The sequence below is a fragment of the Flavobacterium psychrolimnae genome (genome assembly GCF_003312425.1).
GTDB lineage: Bacteria > Bacteroidota > Bacteroidia > Flavobacteriales > Flavobacteriaceae > Flavobacterium > Flavobacterium psychrolimnae.
Genome location: NZ_QNUX01000020.1, coordinates 24,430 through 41,723 on the forward strand (window position 1 = coordinate 24,430; position 17,294 = coordinate 41,723).

General features: G+C 33.6%; 17 protein-coding genes and 1 tRNA gene. 11 read left to right on the forward strand and 7 right to left on the reverse strand.

What is annotated here, in order from left to right; genetic code table 11:
* Window positions 1-122: 122 nt before the first annotated feature.
* Window positions 123-713 (reverse strand): porin family protein, encoded by a 591-nt coding sequence (locus tag DR980_RS15845; protein ID WP_113637906.1) that lies wholly within the window; start codon window positions 711-713, stop codon window positions 123-125.
* Window positions 714-1,150: 437 nt separating this feature from the next.
* On the opposite strand from DR980_RS15845, the gene DR980_RS15850 reads away from it, so the two are divergent.
* The 3 genes from DR980_RS15850 (at window position 1,151) to DR980_RS15860 (ending at window position 4,872) form a co-directional block, all read left to right on the forward strand.
* Complete coding sequence (locus DR980_RS15850; protein WP_113637908.1) at window positions 1,151-1,714, forward strand: porin family protein; 564 nt, start codon at window positions 1,151-1,153, stop codon at window positions 1,712-1,714.
* Between the two features lie 163 nt (window positions 1,715-1,877).
* On the forward strand, window positions 1,878-2,291 hold the full coding sequence (gene aroQ / locus DR980_RS15855; RefSeq protein ID WP_113637910.1) for a type II 3-dehydroquinate dehydratase: 414 nt from the start codon (window positions 1,878-1,880) through the stop codon (window positions 2,289-2,291).
* Window positions 2,292-2,385: 94 nt separating this feature from the next.
* Window positions 2,386-4,872: a DUF5686 and carboxypeptidase regulatory-like domain-containing protein gene (locus DR980_RS15860; protein WP_113637912.1), complete on the forward strand. Its 2,487-nt coding sequence runs from the start codon at window positions 2,386-2,388 to the stop codon at window positions 4,870-4,872.
* A 141-nt stretch (window positions 4,873-5,013) separates the two neighbouring features.
* On the opposite strand, the gene DR980_RS15865 is transcribed toward DR980_RS15860, so the two are convergent.
* The 4 genes from DR980_RS15865 to DR980_RS15880 form a co-directional block, all read right to left on the reverse strand.
* The gene (locus DR980_RS15865; protein ID WP_113637914.1) at window positions 5,014-5,883 is read right to left on the reverse strand and encodes a cation diffusion facilitator family transporter; all 870 of its coding nucleotides are present in this window, start codon (window positions 5,881-5,883) and stop codon (window positions 5,014-5,016) included.
* 113 nt (window positions 5,884-5,996) lie between these two features.
* Window positions 5,997-7,307, reverse strand: a complete 1,311-nt coding sequence (gene murA / locus DR980_RS15870) for a UDP-N-acetylglucosamine 1-carboxyvinyltransferase (RefSeq protein WP_113637917.1) — start codon at window positions 7,305-7,307, stop codon at window positions 5,997-5,999.
* A gap of 101 nt (window positions 7,308-7,408) precedes the next feature.
* Window positions 7,409-8,134, reverse strand: coding sequence for a DUF4290 domain-containing protein (locus DR980_RS15875; RefSeq protein ID WP_091171614.1), 726 nt, complete (start codon window positions 8,132-8,134; stop codon window positions 7,409-7,411).
* Window positions 8,135-8,220: 86 nt separating this feature from the next.
* Window positions 8,221-8,505 (reverse strand): DUF493 family protein, encoded by a 285-nt coding sequence (locus DR980_RS15880; protein ID WP_113637919.1) that lies wholly within the window; start codon window positions 8,503-8,505, stop codon window positions 8,221-8,223.
* A gap of 147 nt (window positions 8,506-8,652) precedes the next feature.
* On the opposite strand from DR980_RS15880, the gene DR980_RS15885 reads away from it, so the two are divergent.
* From DR980_RS15885 to DR980_RS15905, 5 genes are all read left to right on the forward strand, one after another.
* Window positions 8,653-9,192, forward strand: a complete 540-nt coding sequence (locus tag DR980_RS15885; RefSeq protein WP_113637921.1) for an AAA family ATPase — start codon at window positions 8,653-8,655, stop codon at window positions 9,190-9,192.
* Between the two features lie 59 nt (window positions 9,193-9,251).
* On the forward strand, window positions 9,252-11,147 hold the full coding sequence (locus tag DR980_RS15890; RefSeq protein WP_113637923.1) for a RecQ family ATP-dependent DNA helicase: 1,896 nt from the start codon (window positions 9,252-9,254) through the stop codon (window positions 11,145-11,147).
* Window positions 11,147-12,094, forward strand: a complete 948-nt coding sequence (gene fmt / locus DR980_RS15895) for a methionyl-tRNA formyltransferase (RefSeq protein WP_113637925.1) — start codon at window positions 11,147-11,149, stop codon at window positions 12,092-12,094. The genes DR980_RS15890 and fmt overlap by 1 nt, the downstream gene beginning before the upstream one ends.
* A gap of 179 nt (window positions 12,095-12,273) precedes the next feature.
* Window positions 12,274-12,546, forward strand: a complete 273-nt coding sequence (locus DR980_RS15900) for an HU family DNA-binding protein (RefSeq protein WP_073017033.1) — start codon at window positions 12,274-12,276, stop codon at window positions 12,544-12,546.
* 116 nt (window positions 12,547-12,662) lie between these two features.
* Window positions 12,663-13,223 carry a YqgE/AlgH family protein gene (locus DR980_RS15905; protein ID WP_113637939.1) on the forward strand — a complete coding sequence of 187 codons (561 nt, stop codon included), beginning with the start codon at window positions 12,663-12,665 and terminating at the stop codon, window positions 13,221-13,223.
* On the opposite strand, the gene DR980_RS15910 is transcribed toward DR980_RS15905, so the two are convergent.
* A complete protein-coding gene (locus DR980_RS15910) occupies window positions 13,220-14,059 on the reverse strand; it encodes an aminotransferase class IV (RefSeq protein ID WP_113637927.1) in 840 nt (279 codons plus the stop codon). The genes DR980_RS15905 and DR980_RS15910 overlap by 4 nt on opposite strands.
* A gap of 54 nt (window positions 14,060-14,113) precedes the next feature.
* Window positions 14,114-14,506, reverse strand: coding sequence for an START-like domain-containing protein (locus DR980_RS15915; RefSeq protein ID WP_113637929.1), 393 nt, complete (start codon window positions 14,504-14,506; stop codon window positions 14,114-14,116).
* A 155-nt stretch (window positions 14,507-14,661) separates the two neighbouring features.
* On the opposite strand from DR980_RS15915, the gene DR980_RS15920 reads away from it, so the two are divergent.
* The 3 genes from DR980_RS15920 to DR980_RS15930 all read left to right on the forward strand — a co-directional run bounded on the left by DR980_RS15920 (window position 14,662) and on the right by DR980_RS15930 (window position 16,849).
* Window positions 14,662-14,738: transfer RNA gene (locus DR980_RS15920), tRNA-Met, on the forward strand.
* Window positions 14,739-15,461: 723 nt separating this feature from the next.
* Window positions 15,462-16,376: a hypothetical protein gene (locus DR980_RS15925; protein ID WP_113637931.1), complete on the forward strand. Its 915-nt coding sequence runs from the start codon at window positions 15,462-15,464 to the stop codon at window positions 16,374-16,376.
* Window positions 16,377-16,528: 152 nt separating this feature from the next.
* Entirely contained in the window at window positions 16,529-16,849 is a 321-nt protein-coding gene (locus DR980_RS15930; RefSeq protein ID WP_113637933.1) for a helix-turn-helix domain-containing protein, read from the forward strand.
* Window positions 16,850-17,294 lie beyond the last annotated feature (445 nt).

Below are 17,294 nucleotides of genomic sequence, written 5' to 3' on the forward strand. Positions count from 1 at the left end.
CAAATTTAAAAGTAATATACTTCTTATAAAAATAAGTTGTTAACAATATTTAAAAATGCTAAAAATTTGAGTCGAATCAAAAATACACTATTTGTTTTTTTTTAGAATTTTAAAAGAAATAATTATTTCCCCCATTTGCCTCCACCCACATAAAATCCTAAATGGATTCCTACGTATGAATTAGCTACAGTACCTTGATTATTTCCATTGATATCTTGTAGAGTTGATTCAGGCACTAAATTATATTCTAATCCCATTCTGAATTTTCCCCACTCAAAACCACCACGAACTAATCCTCCCATTTTACCGGTTGCATCTACCATTACATTATCAGAATTATCTGTATCATCAAATTCTACATTTGCAATACTATAATAACCAGCACCAGCACCGATATAAGGAACAAAAGATTTCCCGGCGCCGTTGAAATAATAATCATAAGTCGCAACATACGAGCCATTAGCCGCCACTTTTGCACTAGTAGTGTTACCAGAATCATTTATGTCACGAACAATCGCTGCTATTCCTATTCGTAAACCAACATTCATATTATCTTTAATATTATATTTTGGTTCTAATGAGAACATAACTCCTCCGCCACCATTAGTAGGAACAACTCCTAAATCTAAACCTACTCTAAATCCACCTTCTTTTTGTGCATAACCCGAAACACAAAAAAAAGCAACACATACCGACAAGATAATTTTTTTCATTTTTTTTTTAATTAATTGTTAATAGAAAGTATAAAATTATATTAAATTTAAAGTAATATACTTCTTACTATTACAAGTTATTAACATTTTTATTAAAATTATAAGATCAATTTTTTAAACTCAATGGTCAGTTTATCTAAGCTTTTGATTCATTTTTCTAACCTTTAAAAAATAACTATCAAAAAAAAATCCAAAAAAGAAGAGAAATTTAAAATTAGAAATAAATTATAACATACTGCTTTACAACTATTTGAAACTTAAAATTCTTAATCTAAAATTCAAAATTATTTCTAAAAGAAGAAAAATAGTAATTTAGCAGAGTTTTGGATTAATTATTGGTATTAGAAAACACAAATCCTAACAATAATTATTCTACAAAATAGTTTTAAGTAGGAGTTCAATATCATTTAATTCTAATTAATATTAAAAAACAAATTATGAAAAAAATAATTCTAGTAGCAGTAGTACTTCTTGCCGCGTCTGTAGACATGCAAGCACAATTAGTAAAGTTTGGGTTTAAAGGTGGTTTAAATTACGCCAATCAAAACGGAAGTAACATTACAGTAAACAGTGATAATTACAACACTGATGCGATCACCAGTTATCATGCGGGTTTAGTGGCTGAGCTTAAATTAACAGATGGTTTTTCTATACAACCTGAATTATTATACTCGACTCAAGGAGCGACTTATAAAAATGCTTTCGAAGAATTTAAAAATGAATTAGGTTATTTATCCATTCCTGTTTTAGCAAAAATACATTTCAATAAAACCGTGAGTTTGGATCTTGGACCTCAAGCTTCATTCTTATTAAGTGAAAGAAACGAATTTAATGTCAAAAATGCAGAAACTTTTGAATTTGGAGCAGCTGCAGGTTTAACTTTAAATGTAACAAAAAACATTTTTCTTCAAGGACGCTATGTTTTAGGATTAACTGAGGCTTCAAAGGAGGCAGAGGTTAAGAACTCTGTACTTCAGATTTCAGCCGGATTTACTTTCTAAAAATAATAAAAATTAAAATTATTAAAACCGTTCTATAAATTGGAACGGTTTTTTTATTTTTACCAAAACAGGATTTATGAAATGAGCATATCGGAGATGTAATGAAAACCCCATAAGTCATATGCGAATTCCATATTCAAATAAAAACAAATATTAACTACGTATGAAAATCAGTATCATCAACGGTCCAAACCTCAACCTTCTCGGCAAACGTGAACCAGAAATTTATGGAAGTCAAACTTTTGAAGAATATTTCACCACTTTACAAATTAAATATCCTACTATTGAATTCTCCTATTTTCAGAGTAATATTGAAGGGGAATTAATTGATAAAATTCAGGAATTTGGTTTTTCATTCGATGGTATTATCTTAAATGCCGGAGCGTACACGCATACTTCCATAGGAATTGGTGATGCCGTCAAAGCCGTTACTACTCCAGTTGTTGAAGTCCATATTTCGAATACTTTTTCACGTGAAAGTTTTAGACATCAATCTTATATTTCAGGAAACGCCAAAGGAGTTATTCTCGGTTTTGGTTTAAAAAGTTACGAGCTAGCAATACAGTCTTTTTTATAGTTTTAAATTATAATTACCTACCAAAGAAATCTTTAACAAATAATTAATACGCTCTTTTTAAACTTCTTCTATTTTTGTGAAAGAAAAAACTTTCATGAAAAAACACTACTTACTTCTGCTCTTCTTAGTTTCATTTGTCAGCAATGCACAAATAAAAGGAACTGTTTCGGACGAAAAAGGAAATCCCTTGCCTTTTGTTACTATTTTTCAGGAAGACACCTATAATGGAACCACTTCAAACGAACAAGGAAATTACGAGTTCAACTTAAATAAAAAAGGAAAACAATCCGTTGTGTTTCAGTTTTTAGGTTTCAAAACCCAAAAAGTTGCGATACAAACCGATAAATTGCCTTATGTTTTGAACATCAAAATGATCGAAGAAAGTTTCTCGTTGAACGAAGTAATCATTAGCAAAAAAAACAATCCGGCTTTAGCGATTATAAAAAGTGCGATTGCCAGCAGAAAACGAAACACCGAAAAAACAAATCGATTCAACGCAGACTTTTATTCCAGAGGTATTTTTAAACTAAAAAATGCACCGAAAAAAATATTAGGGCAAAAAATTGGTGACTTGGATGGTGCTTTGGATTCAACCGGAACCGGAATTATTTCATTGTCTGAAACCTTTTCGAAAATAGCATTTGAAAAACCCAACAACTTAAAAGAAGTCGTTACTGCGTCAAAAGTAAGTGGCAGCAACAATGGCTACAGCTACAATACGGCTAGATCTTCGTTCTACGATTTCTATGACAACACTATCGATTTTGGCATCCAAATGATTTCTCCAATAGCGAATAACGCTTTTAACTACTATAATTACAAGTTAGAAAGCACGTTTAATGACGAGAATGCCAATATGATTAACAAAATAAAAGTGACTGCAAAGCGTGACAGCGAACCCGTTTTTGAAGGATACATTTATATCGTGGAAGATTCCTGGGCAATTTACGCTGTTGATTTGGATATAAAAGGCTACCGAATAAAAGAAGAATTTCTTGATGTGATGACCTTAAAACAAAATTTCGGCTACAACAACAGCAATAAAATTTGGGCCAAAAACACCCAAAGTCTCGAAATCACAGCAGGCGCTTTTGGCATAAAATTTAACGGAAAATACAATTACGTGTATAGCAATTATGAATTCATAGATGCTTTTGCTCCGAAAACATTTACAAATGAAATTACGCGCATCGAAATAAATGCCAATAAAAAAGACAGCTTATTTTGGAATACCAACAGACCCATTCCGTTAACAATGGAAGAAAGCACGGATTATATTAGAAAAGACAGCATTTACAAAGTCAGAAATTCTGAAAAATACTTAGATTCAATTGATGCAAAAGAAAATAAATTCAAACTATTAAAGCTGCTGACGGGCTACACGTACAAGAATAGTACTGAAAAACATAGTTTTAGTTACGAGGGATTATTAAACCTTGGCTCACTAAGTTTCAATACCGTTCAAGGGTATAATTTTGATTCGGGGTTTCGATACACCAACTGGAAAAATCAGGAAAGTAAAGGAAGATACACTTCCGTAAGTACAAAACTCAATTACGGTTTTGCCGAAGATCGTTTGCGTGTCACCGGGCAATTTATCCACCGTTTCAACAATCAGAATTATGCCACTTTATATATGACAGGAGGCAGTTCCGTAAAGCAATTTAATCCGAATGAGCCCATCAGTAAAGCGATAAACACGATAAGCTCCTTGGCTTTCAAGAACAATTTCATGAAGTTGTATAACTTGGAATCAGCGGCAATTGGCTACAGCCAAGATATTACAAATGGGGTGAATCTAAATGGAAAGATAGAATACCAGCAACGCAAACCATTATTTAACAATACTGATTTTTCTTTGTTTAGCAAGGACTATTTATACACGTCGAATAATCCTTTGGCACCGAATGATTTCAACACTGCAGCTTTTGAAAAACACCATTTGACAAAAATTAATTTGCTGGCCAAAATCAATTTTGGAAACAAATATTCCTCCCGTCCCGATGGCAAATTTAACATCCGAAATGAAAAATATCCAACGCTGTATTTAGGCTATGAAAAAGCAGTTGCTGCTAACGAAAAGAAGTATGAGTTCGACCACTTCAACACCCGATTAACGTATGATTTAACCTTGGGAAATAAAGGAGTTTTAGGGATGAATCTAAAAGCAGGGAAGTTTCTGAATGCGGATAATATTGCTTTTATAGATTACAAGCATTTTAATGGCAATCAAACCCACATAGGACAAACAGCTCGTTATTTGAATGTATTTAACTTATTGCCTTATTACTCTAACAGCACGAATGACAGCTATTTTGAAGCGCATACAGAATACAACGACAAAGGCTACATTATGAATAAAATACCATTGTTGAACAAACTAAAATCAACTTTGATATTGGGAGCTCATGCGCTGTCTACGCCCAATAACAAACCTTATACTGAAGTCACCGTTGGGTTGGACAATTTAGGTTTTGGCAAATTTAAAATGCTTCGTGTCGATTATGTACGTTCCTACCAAAATGGTTTTCAAGGTGACGGAGTTGTTTTTGGGCTTAAATTTTTGAATATATTGGAGTAAAAAAGAATCTATTTGTCAGTTGCAGTACAGTCGGAAAATATTACGGCATCTCGACTGCGCTAGATGTAGTAAAATCTTAACGAATTAAAAAAGGCACCAGAATTTAATTTCGGTGCCTTTTTAATTTTATTGGATAAAACTCTAATCATTTGGTTCCACATGAATCAACACATGTCCCAATTCCGGAATTTCTTCCCGCAAGGTATCTTTTAGTTTATGAGCGAGATCGTGTCCTTCTTTCACGGTAATATTGGAATCAACCGTTGCATGTAAATCCACGTGATATTGCATACCGGCTTTTCGAATAAAACATTTCTCAGTATCGATAATTCCATCCACCTGAATTGAAATTATTCGGATTTGTTCAATTAAATCATCGTATAAATGCTCGTCCATTATTTCGCCCAAAGCGGGTCTAAAAATAAGGTAACTGTTATAAAGTATAAATCCTGAAGCAAAAAGCGCTGCCCAATCATCTGCGGACTCGTATCCATTCCCCAAAATCAAAGCAATCGAAATCCCAAGAAATGCTGCCACAGATGTTATTGCATCGCTGCGATGGTGCCAGGCATCAGCTCGTAGTGAGGAACTATTGGTTTGAATGCTTCTTTTCATCACGATTCGAAAAGAATATTCTTTCCAAATGATAATTGCAGCAAGAACGATTAATGTCCATGGTTTTGGCAATTGATGCGGCGTTCCAATATTGATGATACTTTCATAGGCAATAATCGTAGCCGAAGTAATCAAAAAACCTACAACTAGAAAAGTAATCAAAGGTTCTGCCCTACCATGACCGTAAGGATGGTTTTTATCAGCTGGCCTGTTTGAATATTTGATTCCGAACAACACTAAAAATGAAGCAAAAATATCAGTTGTTGATTCAATTGCATCTGCAATTAGTGCATACGAATTTCCAAAAAAACCGGCTAAGCCTTTTATTATTGCCAGACAAGTGTTTCCTATTATACTAAAATAAGTCGCCTTGATTGCCGTTTGTTCGCTTGACATGTATTTTATTTATAGGTGAAGTAAAACTAAAATCGTTTAAGTAAACCGAATTGAATTTTAGATTCAAATTCTTTCTGGTTTACTTAAACGATATTTTTTATAATTTATGTTATTTACGCGCGTACAATATTAGCTCCAATAGCTCTCAATCGTTCGTCAATACGTTCGTATCCCCTATCGATTTGTTCAATGTTTTGAATCGTACTCGTTCCTTTTGCAGAAAGCGCAGCAATCAATAAGGAGATTCCGGCACGAATATCAGGTGACGACATTGTGGTTGCTTTGAGTTGTGATTTGAAATCATGTCCCATAACAACAGCACGGTGAGGATCACACAACATGATTTTTGCTCCCATGTCAATTAACTTGTCTACAAAAAACAATCTGCTTTCAAACATTTTTTGGTGAATCAAAACATCACCTTTTGCTTGAGTGGCAACCACTAAAACAATACTTAATAAATCCGGGGTAAATCCAGGCCAAGGCGCATCAGCAATTGTCAAAATAGACCCGTCAATATCCGTTTTTACTTCATACCCATCTACGTGAGCAGGAATGTAAATATCATCGCCACGACGTTCTAGAGTAATTCCAAGTTTTCTAAATGTGTTGGGGATTACGCCAAGATTATCCCAGCTGACATCTTTTATCGTAATCTCTGATTTTGTCATTGCAGCCAGACCAATCCAGCTCCCAATTTCAATCATATCAGGAAGAATTCTATGCTCGCAACCACCTAAACTTTCAACCCCTTCTATGGTCAATAAGTTAGAACCAACTCCTGTTATTTTAGCTCCCATAGAGTTCAACATCTTACACAATTGTTGCAAATAAGGTTCACAAGCAGCATTATAAACTGTTGTTTTTCCTTTAGCCAAAACGGCAGCCATAACAATGTTAGCAGTTCCGGTTACAGATGCTTCGTCAAGTAACATATCGGCACCTTTCAATCCTTTTGGTGCTTCTACACCATAAAAATGATCTTCTCTGTTGTAACGGAATTTAGCGCCCAGATTGATGAATCCTTCAAAATGGGTGTCCAATCTTCTGCGTCCAATTTTATCACCACCTGGTTTTGGAATATATCCTTTTCCGAATCGTGCCAAAAGTGGTCCAACAATCATAATAGAACCTCTTAAAGAACCGCCTTCTTTCTTGAATGCTTCGGTTTCCAGATACTGTATATTCACCTCATCGGCTTGAAAAGTATACGATCCTGATCCAGTTTTTTGGATTTTTACACCTAAATTTCCTAAAAGCGTAATTAGTTTATTGATATCTATAATATCGGGAATATTATTGATAATCACTTTTTCGGGCGTTAAAAGAACGGCACATAAAATTTGTAACGCTTCATTTTTAGCTCCTTGTGGCGTGATTTCTCCTTTTAGACTAATGCCTCCTTCTATTTTGAAAATTCCCATTTTTTACAGTTATGAGTTATAAATTATTAGATATTAGTTAAAAATTGACAAGTTAAAAGTTACTAAAATTCATAACTAAAAACCCCTAATTGATAACTGATTTACAAAGGTTTTCTATTTTGGTTTTTGTGAACTGGATTTGGTTTTCCCGTTTTTATATTCTTATTGCTAAGAATTTTTGGTTGACCAACCGGCAAGATTTTATTGGAAACCCGTTTGTTAGTTCGCAATAAATCTGTGGTATTCAATAATTCCTCTGTACTTTGAATCAAATTCAATTTCCCATCGGACAGTTCGTATAAATGTTCGAAAATTACATCATCTTTCACCGTGTCTTTATTCCAACTCAAGTATGATTTTTTCATGTGATTGGCAATCACTTTTACCAAAGCACTTTTCATCTCGCCATCTTCCCATTTATTGGCCACATCAATCATATATTTGATGTTATTGCCATAAAATCTGTATTTTGGAAAATTTTGTGGGTATTTTAAAACATCCGGTTTCAGTTGTAACACTTCACGCGATGGAATTGGATACGGTGAATCAGCCACTAATTTAAAATCAGACATTATGAAAAGCTGATCCCACAATTTGTGTTGAAAATCAGGAACATCACGCAAATGTGGATTCAAACTACCCATCACCTGAATAATGTATTTTGCCGCTTTGTTGCGTTCTACATCATCTTCAATTTTAGTGGCCTGATCAATCAATTTCTGCAAATGACGGCCGTATTCCGGAATAATCAAATGCGATCTCTCAGCATTATATTCCAAATGATGCACGACATCGTTCGAGTTTTCTTTAATATATTTTGAATTCATATTCGAATGTATCTGTTTTGATTCCAATGCTTTTTTCGAAAATTAGAACCATTCGAACACAGCAAATCAAAAGTTTTATGTTGTAATTAAAGGGAAATAATACCTTCTATTGTAGAAACTTCCAGGTATTTATCTACTATTTCTTGTGAATCTTTCATAGTAACATCAACAGATATGCTGGTAAATTTTCCTGTTTTGGATTTTGTAGTTTTGATAACTGCTCCCATACAGTCAAATGCCAACTGCACTCGTTCTATATTATCACTTTCTGTTGGTACAATAAATTTAAATAAGTATTCTGCAGGCCATGTATTGCTCAAGTCCAACTCCACTTTTAATCTATCATAAAATTCTTCAGTCTTCTTATCCATTTTCTTTTTAAAAATAAAGGCAAATATACGGTTTAGAACGTAAATTATGAATTTTGAATTATGATTTTTTGTCTAATCGCATTTTAACCGCAATGATTTTTTCAAATCCCGATAAGTTTAAGTAAATTTGCCCTTTATTTTTTAAAAGTGCAAAAAGAAATCATAGTTATCATTGGCGGTCCAGGAACAGGTAAAACCACTATTATCGACGGATTGGTCGCTAAAGGACATTGTTGTTATCCCGAAATTTCACGGGAGGTGACTTTGGAAGCAAAAAAACAAGGAATCGAGCAATTGTTCCTTGAAAAACCTTTGTTATTCAGCGAATTACTTCTTGAAGGAAGAAAGAAACAATTTCAAAATGCTTCAAAAGAGCCGCATGAAGTTGTATTTATCGATAGAGGAATTCCGGATGTTTTGGCTTACATGCATTACATTGGCGATAGTTATCCTGCTACTTTTGATGCAGCTTGCCGGGAACATACCTATTCAAAAATATTCATTCTTCCGCCTTGGGAAGAAATTTACGTCAGCGATCACGAACGTTACGAAAACTTCGAACAAGCTAAACTCATCTACAATCATCTTACGGAAACCTATCAAAGTTACGGTTACGAACTTATAGAAGTTCCAAAAGACACGATGGATAACAGAATTCTTTTTATCTTAGATGAAATTTCTAAATAGTCTGCAGGTTTAGGATTTAAGCTTTGGACTGTTTTTCAATGAAATGAAATCTATACTTTATGCAAGAAGCAGTTGCTATTCTTCAAAAATATTGGAAGCACGATAAATTTAGGTCGCTGCAAAAGGAAATCATCGATTCCGTTTTAAGCGGACATGACACCTTTGCATTGATGCCAACCGGCGGCGGAAAATCAGTTTGTTTTCAGATTCCAGCAATGATGAATGACGGAATTTGCCTGGTCATTTCGCCTTTGGTCGCGCTGATGAAAGATCAAGTTGCCAATTTGCAAAAGCGAAACATCGAGGCCATTGCATTGACAGGCGGAATTCGATCTGAGGAAATGATTGATTTATTAGACAATTGCCAATTCGGAAATTACAAATTTCTATATTTATCGCCTGAACGTCTTCAATCCGACTGGATTTTGGAACGAATAAAAAACCTACCTATCAATTTAATCACCATAGATGAAGCACACTGCGTCTCGCAATGGGGACATGATTTCCGACCTGCTTATTTAAAAATTTCGGAACTAAAAAAGCATTTTCCAACAGTACCATTTTTGGCATTGACTGCCACTGCGACGCCAAGAGTTAAAGAAGATATTATCAATGAGTTGGGATTGTATAAACCACAAGTTTTCGAAAAATCATTTGCCAGAGAAAATATTGCTTACATGATTTTTGAGGTCGAGGATAAACTTTTTAGAATAGAACAAATTCTGAAGAAAAATCCACAACCTTCCATAATATATGTTCGAAACAGAAAATCGTGCTTGGATATTTCCGCACAGTTGAATTCATTAGGATTTAAAGCTACGTATTATCACGGCGGACTTTCGTCCAAAGAAAAAGACAAAAACATGCAATCCTGGATGAATGAAGAAGTGCAGGTTATTGTGGCTACCAATGCTTTTGGAATGGGAATTGACAAAGCCAATGTAAAAACAGTCATTCACATTCAGCTTCCGGAAAACATGGAAAATTATTATCAGGAAGCCGGACGTGCGGGAAGAAATGGAGAAAGAGCCTTTGCCGTTTTATTTACCAGTCCATCCGATGTTATTCAGGCTCAAAGCCAATTTATCAATATTCTTCCCGATAAAAAGTTTTTGAATCTCATGTATGTCAAGCTCTGCAACTATTTTCAAATCGCTTACGGAGAAGGAATCAATGAACAGTTCAACTTTAATTTGCATCATTTTTGTTTAAAATATGAATTTCCAACATTGAAAACGTACAATGCCATGCAATTTCTCGACAGACAAGGAATTATTAGTCTGTCCCAAGAATTTTCGGAAAAAATAACCCTGCAGTTTCTAATACCTTCCAAAGAAGTGATTCGGTATATCAGTTTAAATCCAAACGATGAGGAAATTATTTTAGCCATTTTGCGAACGTATCCGGGAATTTACGAAATGCAAACTGCCTTCAATCTGCAGCTGATTGCTAAAAAATCAAATCATAAGGAAGCTGAAATTCAGGCTGTTTTACATAAATTAAAAGAAAAAGAAATTATAGATTACCATTCGAAAAATAATGACGCCACATTAATTTTCAATGAAGTTCGAGAAGATGACAGAACCATCAATCGGGTTTCGAAACATTTAGAGAATCAAAATCAATTAAAAAAAGAGCAGCTTCAATCCGTAATCCACTACATCAGTGAGAAAAAAGTGTGCAAAAACAAGTTGATTCTAAATTATTTTGGCGAAAAGACAACTGTAGATTGTGGCATTTGTTCGTTTTGCATTACCAAAAAAATAAAGAAAAAAGATGTATCGCTGCTTTCGGAAGAAATAATTACTTTATTGCAAACCGAAGATTTAAACTCAAGAGACATTCAAAATAAAACTAAAAATAGTCCAGACGAAGTTATTGGCGTACTTCAGGATTTATTAGAAAACAACACAATTTTGGTTAAACCAAATAACAAATATACTTTACGATCATAATGGAAAAATTACGAATTGTTTTTATGGGTACGCCCGAATTTGCAGTGGGAATATTAGACACAATAATCAAAAACAACTATGAGGTTGTAGGTGTCATCACTGCTGCGGACAAACCAGCAGGCCGAGGACAAAAATTAAAGTATTCTGCAGTAAAGGAATACGCGCTGGCCCATAATCTAACTTTATTACAGCCTTTAAACTTAAAAGATGAGACTTTTTTAGCTGAATTAAAAGCGTTGAATGCTAATTTACAAATTGTAGTTGCGTTTAGAATGTTGCCAAAAGTTGTCTGGGAAATGCCATCTTTAGGAACTTTTAATCTTCATGCTTCACTCCTGCCGAATTATCGCGGTGCCGCACCAATAAATTGGGCAATCATCAATGGAGAAACTAAAACGGGTGTCACCACTTTTTTTATCGATGATAAAATCGATACTGGGGCGATGATTTTAAGTTCGGAAATTGCAATTGATGAAACCGAAAATGCAGGACATTTACACGACCGACTAATGGAATTAGGAAGCAAGACCGTTATTGACACTTTGGAAATGATCGAAACAGAAAATGTATCTACAGAAATCCAAAAAGACACCAACGATATCAAAACTGCCTACAAACTCAACAAAGAGAATTGCAAAATTGACTGGACAAAATCAGCTCAGGAGATCAACAATCTGATTAGAGGTTTGAGTCCCTATCCAGCAGCTTGGTGTTTCTTTAGCGACAACAATGAAGAATGGAATGTCAAAATATACGAAGCCAAAATAATTTCTGAGGAACACAATCATCCGATTGGATGTTTAATTTGTACCAAAAAAGAAATGAAAATTGCGGTAAGAAATGGTTTCATCCAAATACTCAATTTGCAGTTTCCGGGCAAAAAGAAAATGAGTACATCAGAATTATTGAATGGGATTGCATTTTCAGCGGAGGCAAAAGTCCATTAAGACCAACAATAACGGGTGTTTCTTAACTTTAATCAGAAATAACCATTGATTTATCAACAAAAAAAATAAGTTATTAACAAAACGAAGTAAATTAACATGAAACGCTTGCAAGGAACGTATTTCCTACTAAATTTGTGTATTAACAATTTTTAATAACCAACAATTAATAACTATTTATTATGAACAAATCAGAATTAATCGATGCTATCGCTGCTGATGCAGGAATCACAAAAGCTGCTGCAAAATTAGCTTTAGAGTCATTTTTAGGAAACGTAGGAGGTACTTTGAAAAAAGGTGGAAGAGTATCTTTAGTAGGTTTCGGATCATGGTCTGTTTCTGCTAGAGCTGCAAGAGACGGTAGAAATCCTCAAACAGGAAAAACTATCCAAATTGCTGCTAAAAATGTAGTAAAATTTAAAGCAGGTGCAGAATTAGAAGGTGCGGTAAACTAATTTAGTTAACCTATATAATCAAAACCTTCCTTCTGGAAGGTTTTTTTATGCGTTTCAACGATTTTATTTGGCACTCTTATAATAAAAAACTTAAATTTAATAAAAAATCCAATCCGATGATTACAGATAAATTAAAAAAAGGATATTTGCTTATAGCAGAGCCTACGATAATTGGGGATTTATCATTCAATAGATCGGTAATTTTATTAGCTGACTATAACGAAGAAGGATCCGTTGGTTTTATAATTAATAAACCTTTGAAATATACCATCCACGACTTGATACCGGACGTAGATGCACGATTTAAGATCTATAATGGTGGCCCTGTCGAACAAGATAACCTTTATTTTATCCATAATATTCCAGACCTGATTCCCAATAGCATTGAGATATCCAATGGAATTTATTGGGGTGGTGATTTTGAATCTACCAAAGAACTCATCAATAAAGGAGAAATAAGCAAAGACAATATTCGATTCTTTTTAGGATATACAGGCTGGCATGAAAATCAATTAGAAACTGAAATGAAAAGCCATTCTTGGATTATTACTGCCAATAGCTATGAAAACAAAATAATTGGTAAATCAGCAACTCATTTCTGGAAAGAGCAAATCATGGAGTTGGGCGGAGAATACCTAATCTGGTCAAATGCTCCGGAAAACCCCTACTTAAACTAAGTACTAATTATCATTTCGTTAAGCTTATCCAATAGTTGATCGGATATGTTCGTGGTAAAAGTTTTTTTACGATACTGGGTTATCGGTTGAATTCCTTTGATAACATTGGTCACAAATAACTCATCTGCTTTTTGAAGGTCAAACGGAGAAATTACGTCTTCTACGACCTCTAAATTTTCTATTTTTTTAGCTAAACTTAAAATTTGCTTTCTCATAACACCGTTCAAGCACCCTTCAGAAACTGGCGGAGTAATCAATTTATTGCCCAATAGCATAAAGATATTTCCTTGTAATGCTTCAACTATGTTCTTGCTGTCATTTAGCAACAAACAATTGTCTAAACCATTTTCACTCGCAAAAATACTTCCTGTTATATTTATGATTTTATTAGTCGTTTTAATAGACGACAGCAATTGTTTTGTGATATAGAAGTCTTTGTATAAATCTACTTCATAAGCTCTCTTTTCGAATGAATACAAGGTGTTTTCGAGTGCTACAGCATGAATTAAAAAAGAGACCGTATTACTTTGTGGCAAATAATAACCGCCATCGTTTCTGTAAATTGTGATTCGGGCTCGTGAGGAGTCAGCTAATGCGGATTTATTTACTAAAGAAAGGATTTGTTCCTGGAGGTATTCCATTGTGAAATTCATGGGAATTTCCATTCGGACTACACGCATGGAAGACATTAGCCTAAAATAATGATCTTCCAGAAAAAGAATTTTATTGTTTATTATTTTAACTGTTTCAAAAACTCCATCTCCGTATAGAAAAGCACGATTTTGAGTCAATATATTAGCATCCTGAGACACTATAGTTCCATTAAAATTAATCATAAAAAAAGCCCTAAATTTTATTCAGGGCAAATATAAGTCATAAAATATGATTTTCTATACAGAACCAATCAGATGTTTCAAGTCAGAAATTTGGTTTTCCCATAATAATGTAGCCTCGTCGATCTCATCTTTAATAGCAAAATCCACAACCATTAACGAAACGTCTTTGGTAAGCTCATCGACTAAAATGTGCAATTCAAAAAAGTACTCGGTATCCTTACTGTTTTCGTCGACCCACTTAAATTTCACTTTCTCACCTGTTTTCTTAGAGGCCAGTCTCGCTTTTTCTTCGGAGTCATTCCAAATAAAAGTAAAAAACTCACCACGAGAATTGACATTATCGGCAAACCACTCAGATAAACCTGATGGTGTCGATATGTATTGATACAACAATTGAGGAGAGGAATTGATGGGGAATTCGATTTCGTAACGTACTTTTTGATCCATGAGCTACATTTAATTTTTCGGAAATATATAGAATATAACTACATAAAAAAAGTGTTTTTAAAAATATTTTTTTTTCTTCAAAATATAGTTGCAAGCTGTATTATTATTTTTATATTTGCACCCGCATTCAGGGATGGTTATCCACCCTCATTCATGGCGAGATAGCTCAGTCGGTTAGAGCGCAGGATTCATAACCCTGAGGTCCCGAGTTCAAATCTCGGTCTCGCTACCAAAAGCTCAGTTTAACGACTGGGCTTTTTTTATGAACTAATACTTGGTTACTAGCCATTTATCATCAAGAGCAGAATAGGTATCAGTAATAAAGTGACTGATTAATTACTCAAATATAAGATTTTATATTCATTCCTCAAACTTGTTTCTCTTTGAGTTTTTCTGCCACTTTTGTGCCACTTTTAATTTTCACCTTTTTATCATTAAATGTATTATGACTCTGATTCAACAGAAAAATAATCTTTTTTAAATCTTTTATCTCAAAACCTCTCTCTTTAAATACCTCCCAATATCATTTCTTCCACTTTATTTTATTACCTACCCTACTAGATTACATCATTAAATCATCATTATACTATATTAATTGTTCATATTCCTTCTTCTTTGATATTTGCCAGAATGTAGTATTTACTTAATCTTATTTTTTGCTGAGCTTTTAGTGTGCGCTCTTATTTTATATTGTCATGAATAATTTTATATATCAAAAAATTTACCCTGTTTAATTTGAAAACCTATTTGGTTTCTTGATTTGAAACTGAAATGGATAAAAATTGGAGGGGGGATACAACAGAAACCACATCTGAAGACAATCTTGTGGTACGGGTGCAATCAAAAGAGTATCCGAAAAGTAATTTATTTCCCAAAGGAATAAGTGATATATAGGATAAACTCATAAATTTGTTATCACAGGCTAAATAGCGAGCATTAATTAAAAGTATATAAAATGGATATTCAAAAGTTGTATGATGATTCAAGACGTTCATTCGATGTAAAAGATATCGAGAGTTTGGAAAAAAAACTTAGGGTATACGTCAATGGTGGATTTCAAGGGTTAAGAGATATTTACTATAATTATTATCAGGAGCAGAAAATCAAATTCTCAGAGATTACACCCTTTGAAACATTCATCAATACTGATGATGTAGAAAGATTTTATTTAGATGAAGTGTTTTTTGAAGTAGACAATAAATATGCAACCAACGTTGGTTGTTTCGTTTATTCATTGTGTCACTATTATACTAATTCTGAAAAAAGCACAGAGAATAAAAAGATTGATTTGATTTCTGTGGTCACACGTCTGGAGGAAGCTATTAATAAATCTTCCATTTCTCAATCTTTTGAAAATACTAAACTTTATGATATTCTAAAAAGAATCGAAAATTATTATTCTATTATTTATACTAATTTATACAATGACTTCAGTCCACTTCTAAAAGATAGAACTCAGTTAAATAAAAATTTGGAGTCAACAACTAATATACTTGGACAAGAAGCAAAAACACCAATCATAAAAAAAACAACTCTCGACAGGTCAGAAATCATAGATAAGTTAATCGGCTTAAATACAAAAAACCATAATAAATTTCTCGATTATGAAAAGAAAATAATTAGTTTCGGTTATTTAAACTCCGAAAGAAACAAGTGGTTAGGTGGAACGGCGAATCTTATTCGTTTCTATGTCTATTGTGAGAACAAATCGATTATTAAAAATGACATTTATCGAGATAATGCAAAAGGAGTTAAATTACTAAGAGACTTGTATAATTATTACGTGGGTGATTTAGATGCGCCAAGTAAAAGAATTAAACAAATGAACAATAAGAATAAATACGAATTCAATTTTTTAGATATAATTTAGTCCACTTTTAGTCCACGTAAAAAAATATTTTAAAGAAATAATCTTAACTGTATCTTTTATTCTGGCAGTATTTCGCAGAGGAGTCCTGCTAGTCCAGCTAAGTCCACTTTCTCGTGTACCCCAATAAATCCATGTAATATTGCTGAAGAAAAATGACAACGACGTCATTTGGAAAACAAATAAAAATGGAAATGAAATCAATCCTAGTCTTTCAATTATCAATGGAAGATTTATCTCTACTTATTAGAGATGCCGTAAAAACTGAGCTTCAAAAAATCAATGAAGTAATTCAGTTAAATTCTCAAAAAGAAGCTCCTGAACTTCTAACTCGAGACGAAGTAGCTAATATTCTTAAGGTCTCATTCACTACGTTGTACCACTGGAATAAAAGTGGTGAACTTTCCGCTCAAAAAATCGGAAAAAGAGTCTACTATCAGAGGAGCATTATTATGGACAAACTAAAAGTCGCATAGAATAGCTACTATCTATTAAAGTCTATTGAGCTTTATCTTGTTTTCTAGGGACAAGATACTCCAGTAGCAAAACTTCACTCTGGCAAATCTGCCAAAACTTAATCTTTTTTAATAACAGCATAGCGGTGTTTTCACATCGTAGTGGCATCGCTATGCCAAAAATTTAATGAAAAAATGAAAACATATAGCATATTAAAACCTAAAAAACTAAACCTTGAAAATTTGGTAAATAAATATCAACCTGATTTTAAATTTGATTATGACCGTGCCTATCTAATCATTCATTTAGTGATAATATTAGGTCGTGAAAAAGATAATTATAAAAAGGTGGGATTGCATTCTAAGCTGCAAATTCCAGTGATATTGACCACCCAATTCCAATTTAAAGTGAGCACCTGATTCCAATTCAAAATGACCACCCAATTCCGGGGCAAAATGACCACCC

Coding starts and splice junctions, on each gene's coding strand:
- DR980_RS15900 (WP_073017033.1), top strand. CDS start 12,274: ATGAACAAATCAGAATTAATCGATGCTATCGCTGCTGATGCAGGAATC.
- aroQ (WP_113637910.1), top strand. CDS start 1,878: ATGAAAATCAGTATCATCAACGGTCCAAACCTCAACCTTCTCGGCAAA.
- DR980_RS15860 (WP_113637912.1), top strand. CDS start 2,386: ATGAAAAAACACTACTTACTTCTGCTCTTCTTAGTTTCATTTGTCAGC.
- DR980_RS15915 (WP_113637929.1), bottom strand. CDS start 14,506: ATGGATCAAAAAGTACGTTACGAAATCGAATTCCCCATCAATTCCTCT.
- DR980_RS15850 (WP_113637908.1), top strand. CDS start 1,151: ATGAAAAAAATAATTCTAGTAGCAGTAGTACTTCTTGCCGCGTCTGTA.
- DR980_RS15880 (WP_113637919.1), bottom strand. CDS start 8,505: ATGGATAAGAAGACTGAAGAATTTTATGATAGATTAAAAGTGGAGTTG.
- DR980_RS15905 (WP_113637939.1), top strand. CDS start 12,663: ATGATTACAGATAAATTAAAAAAAGGATATTTGCTTATAGCAGAGCCT.
- DR980_RS15930 (WP_113637933.1), top strand. CDS start 16,529: ATGACAACGACGTCATTTGGAAAACAAATAAAAATGGAAATGAAATCA.
- fmt (WP_113637925.1), top strand. CDS start 11,147: ATGGAAAAATTACGAATTGTTTTTATGGGTACGCCCGAATTTGCAGTG.
- DR980_RS15925 (WP_113637931.1), top strand. CDS start 15,462: ATGGATATTCAAAAGTTGTATGATGATTCAAGACGTTCATTCGATGTA.
- DR980_RS15910 (WP_113637927.1), bottom strand. CDS start 14,059: ATGATTAATTTTAATGGAACTATAGTGTCTCAGGATGCTAATATATTG.
- DR980_RS15865 (WP_113637914.1), bottom strand. CDS start 5,883: ATGTCAAGCGAACAAACGGCAATCAAGGCGACTTATTTTAGTATAATA.
- DR980_RS15875 (WP_091171614.1), bottom strand. CDS start 8,134: ATGAATTCAAAATATATTAAAGAAAACTCGAACGATGTCGTGCATCAT.
- murA (WP_113637917.1), bottom strand. CDS start 7,307: ATGGGAATTTTCAAAATAGAAGGAGGCATTAGTCTAAAAGGAGAAATC.
- DR980_RS15890 (WP_113637923.1), top strand. CDS start 9,252: ATGCAAGAAGCAGTTGCTATTCTTCAAAAATATTGGAAGCACGATAAA.
- DR980_RS15845 (WP_113637906.1), bottom strand. CDS start 713: ATGAAAAAAATTATCTTGTCGGTATGTGTTGCTTTTTTTTGTGTTTCG.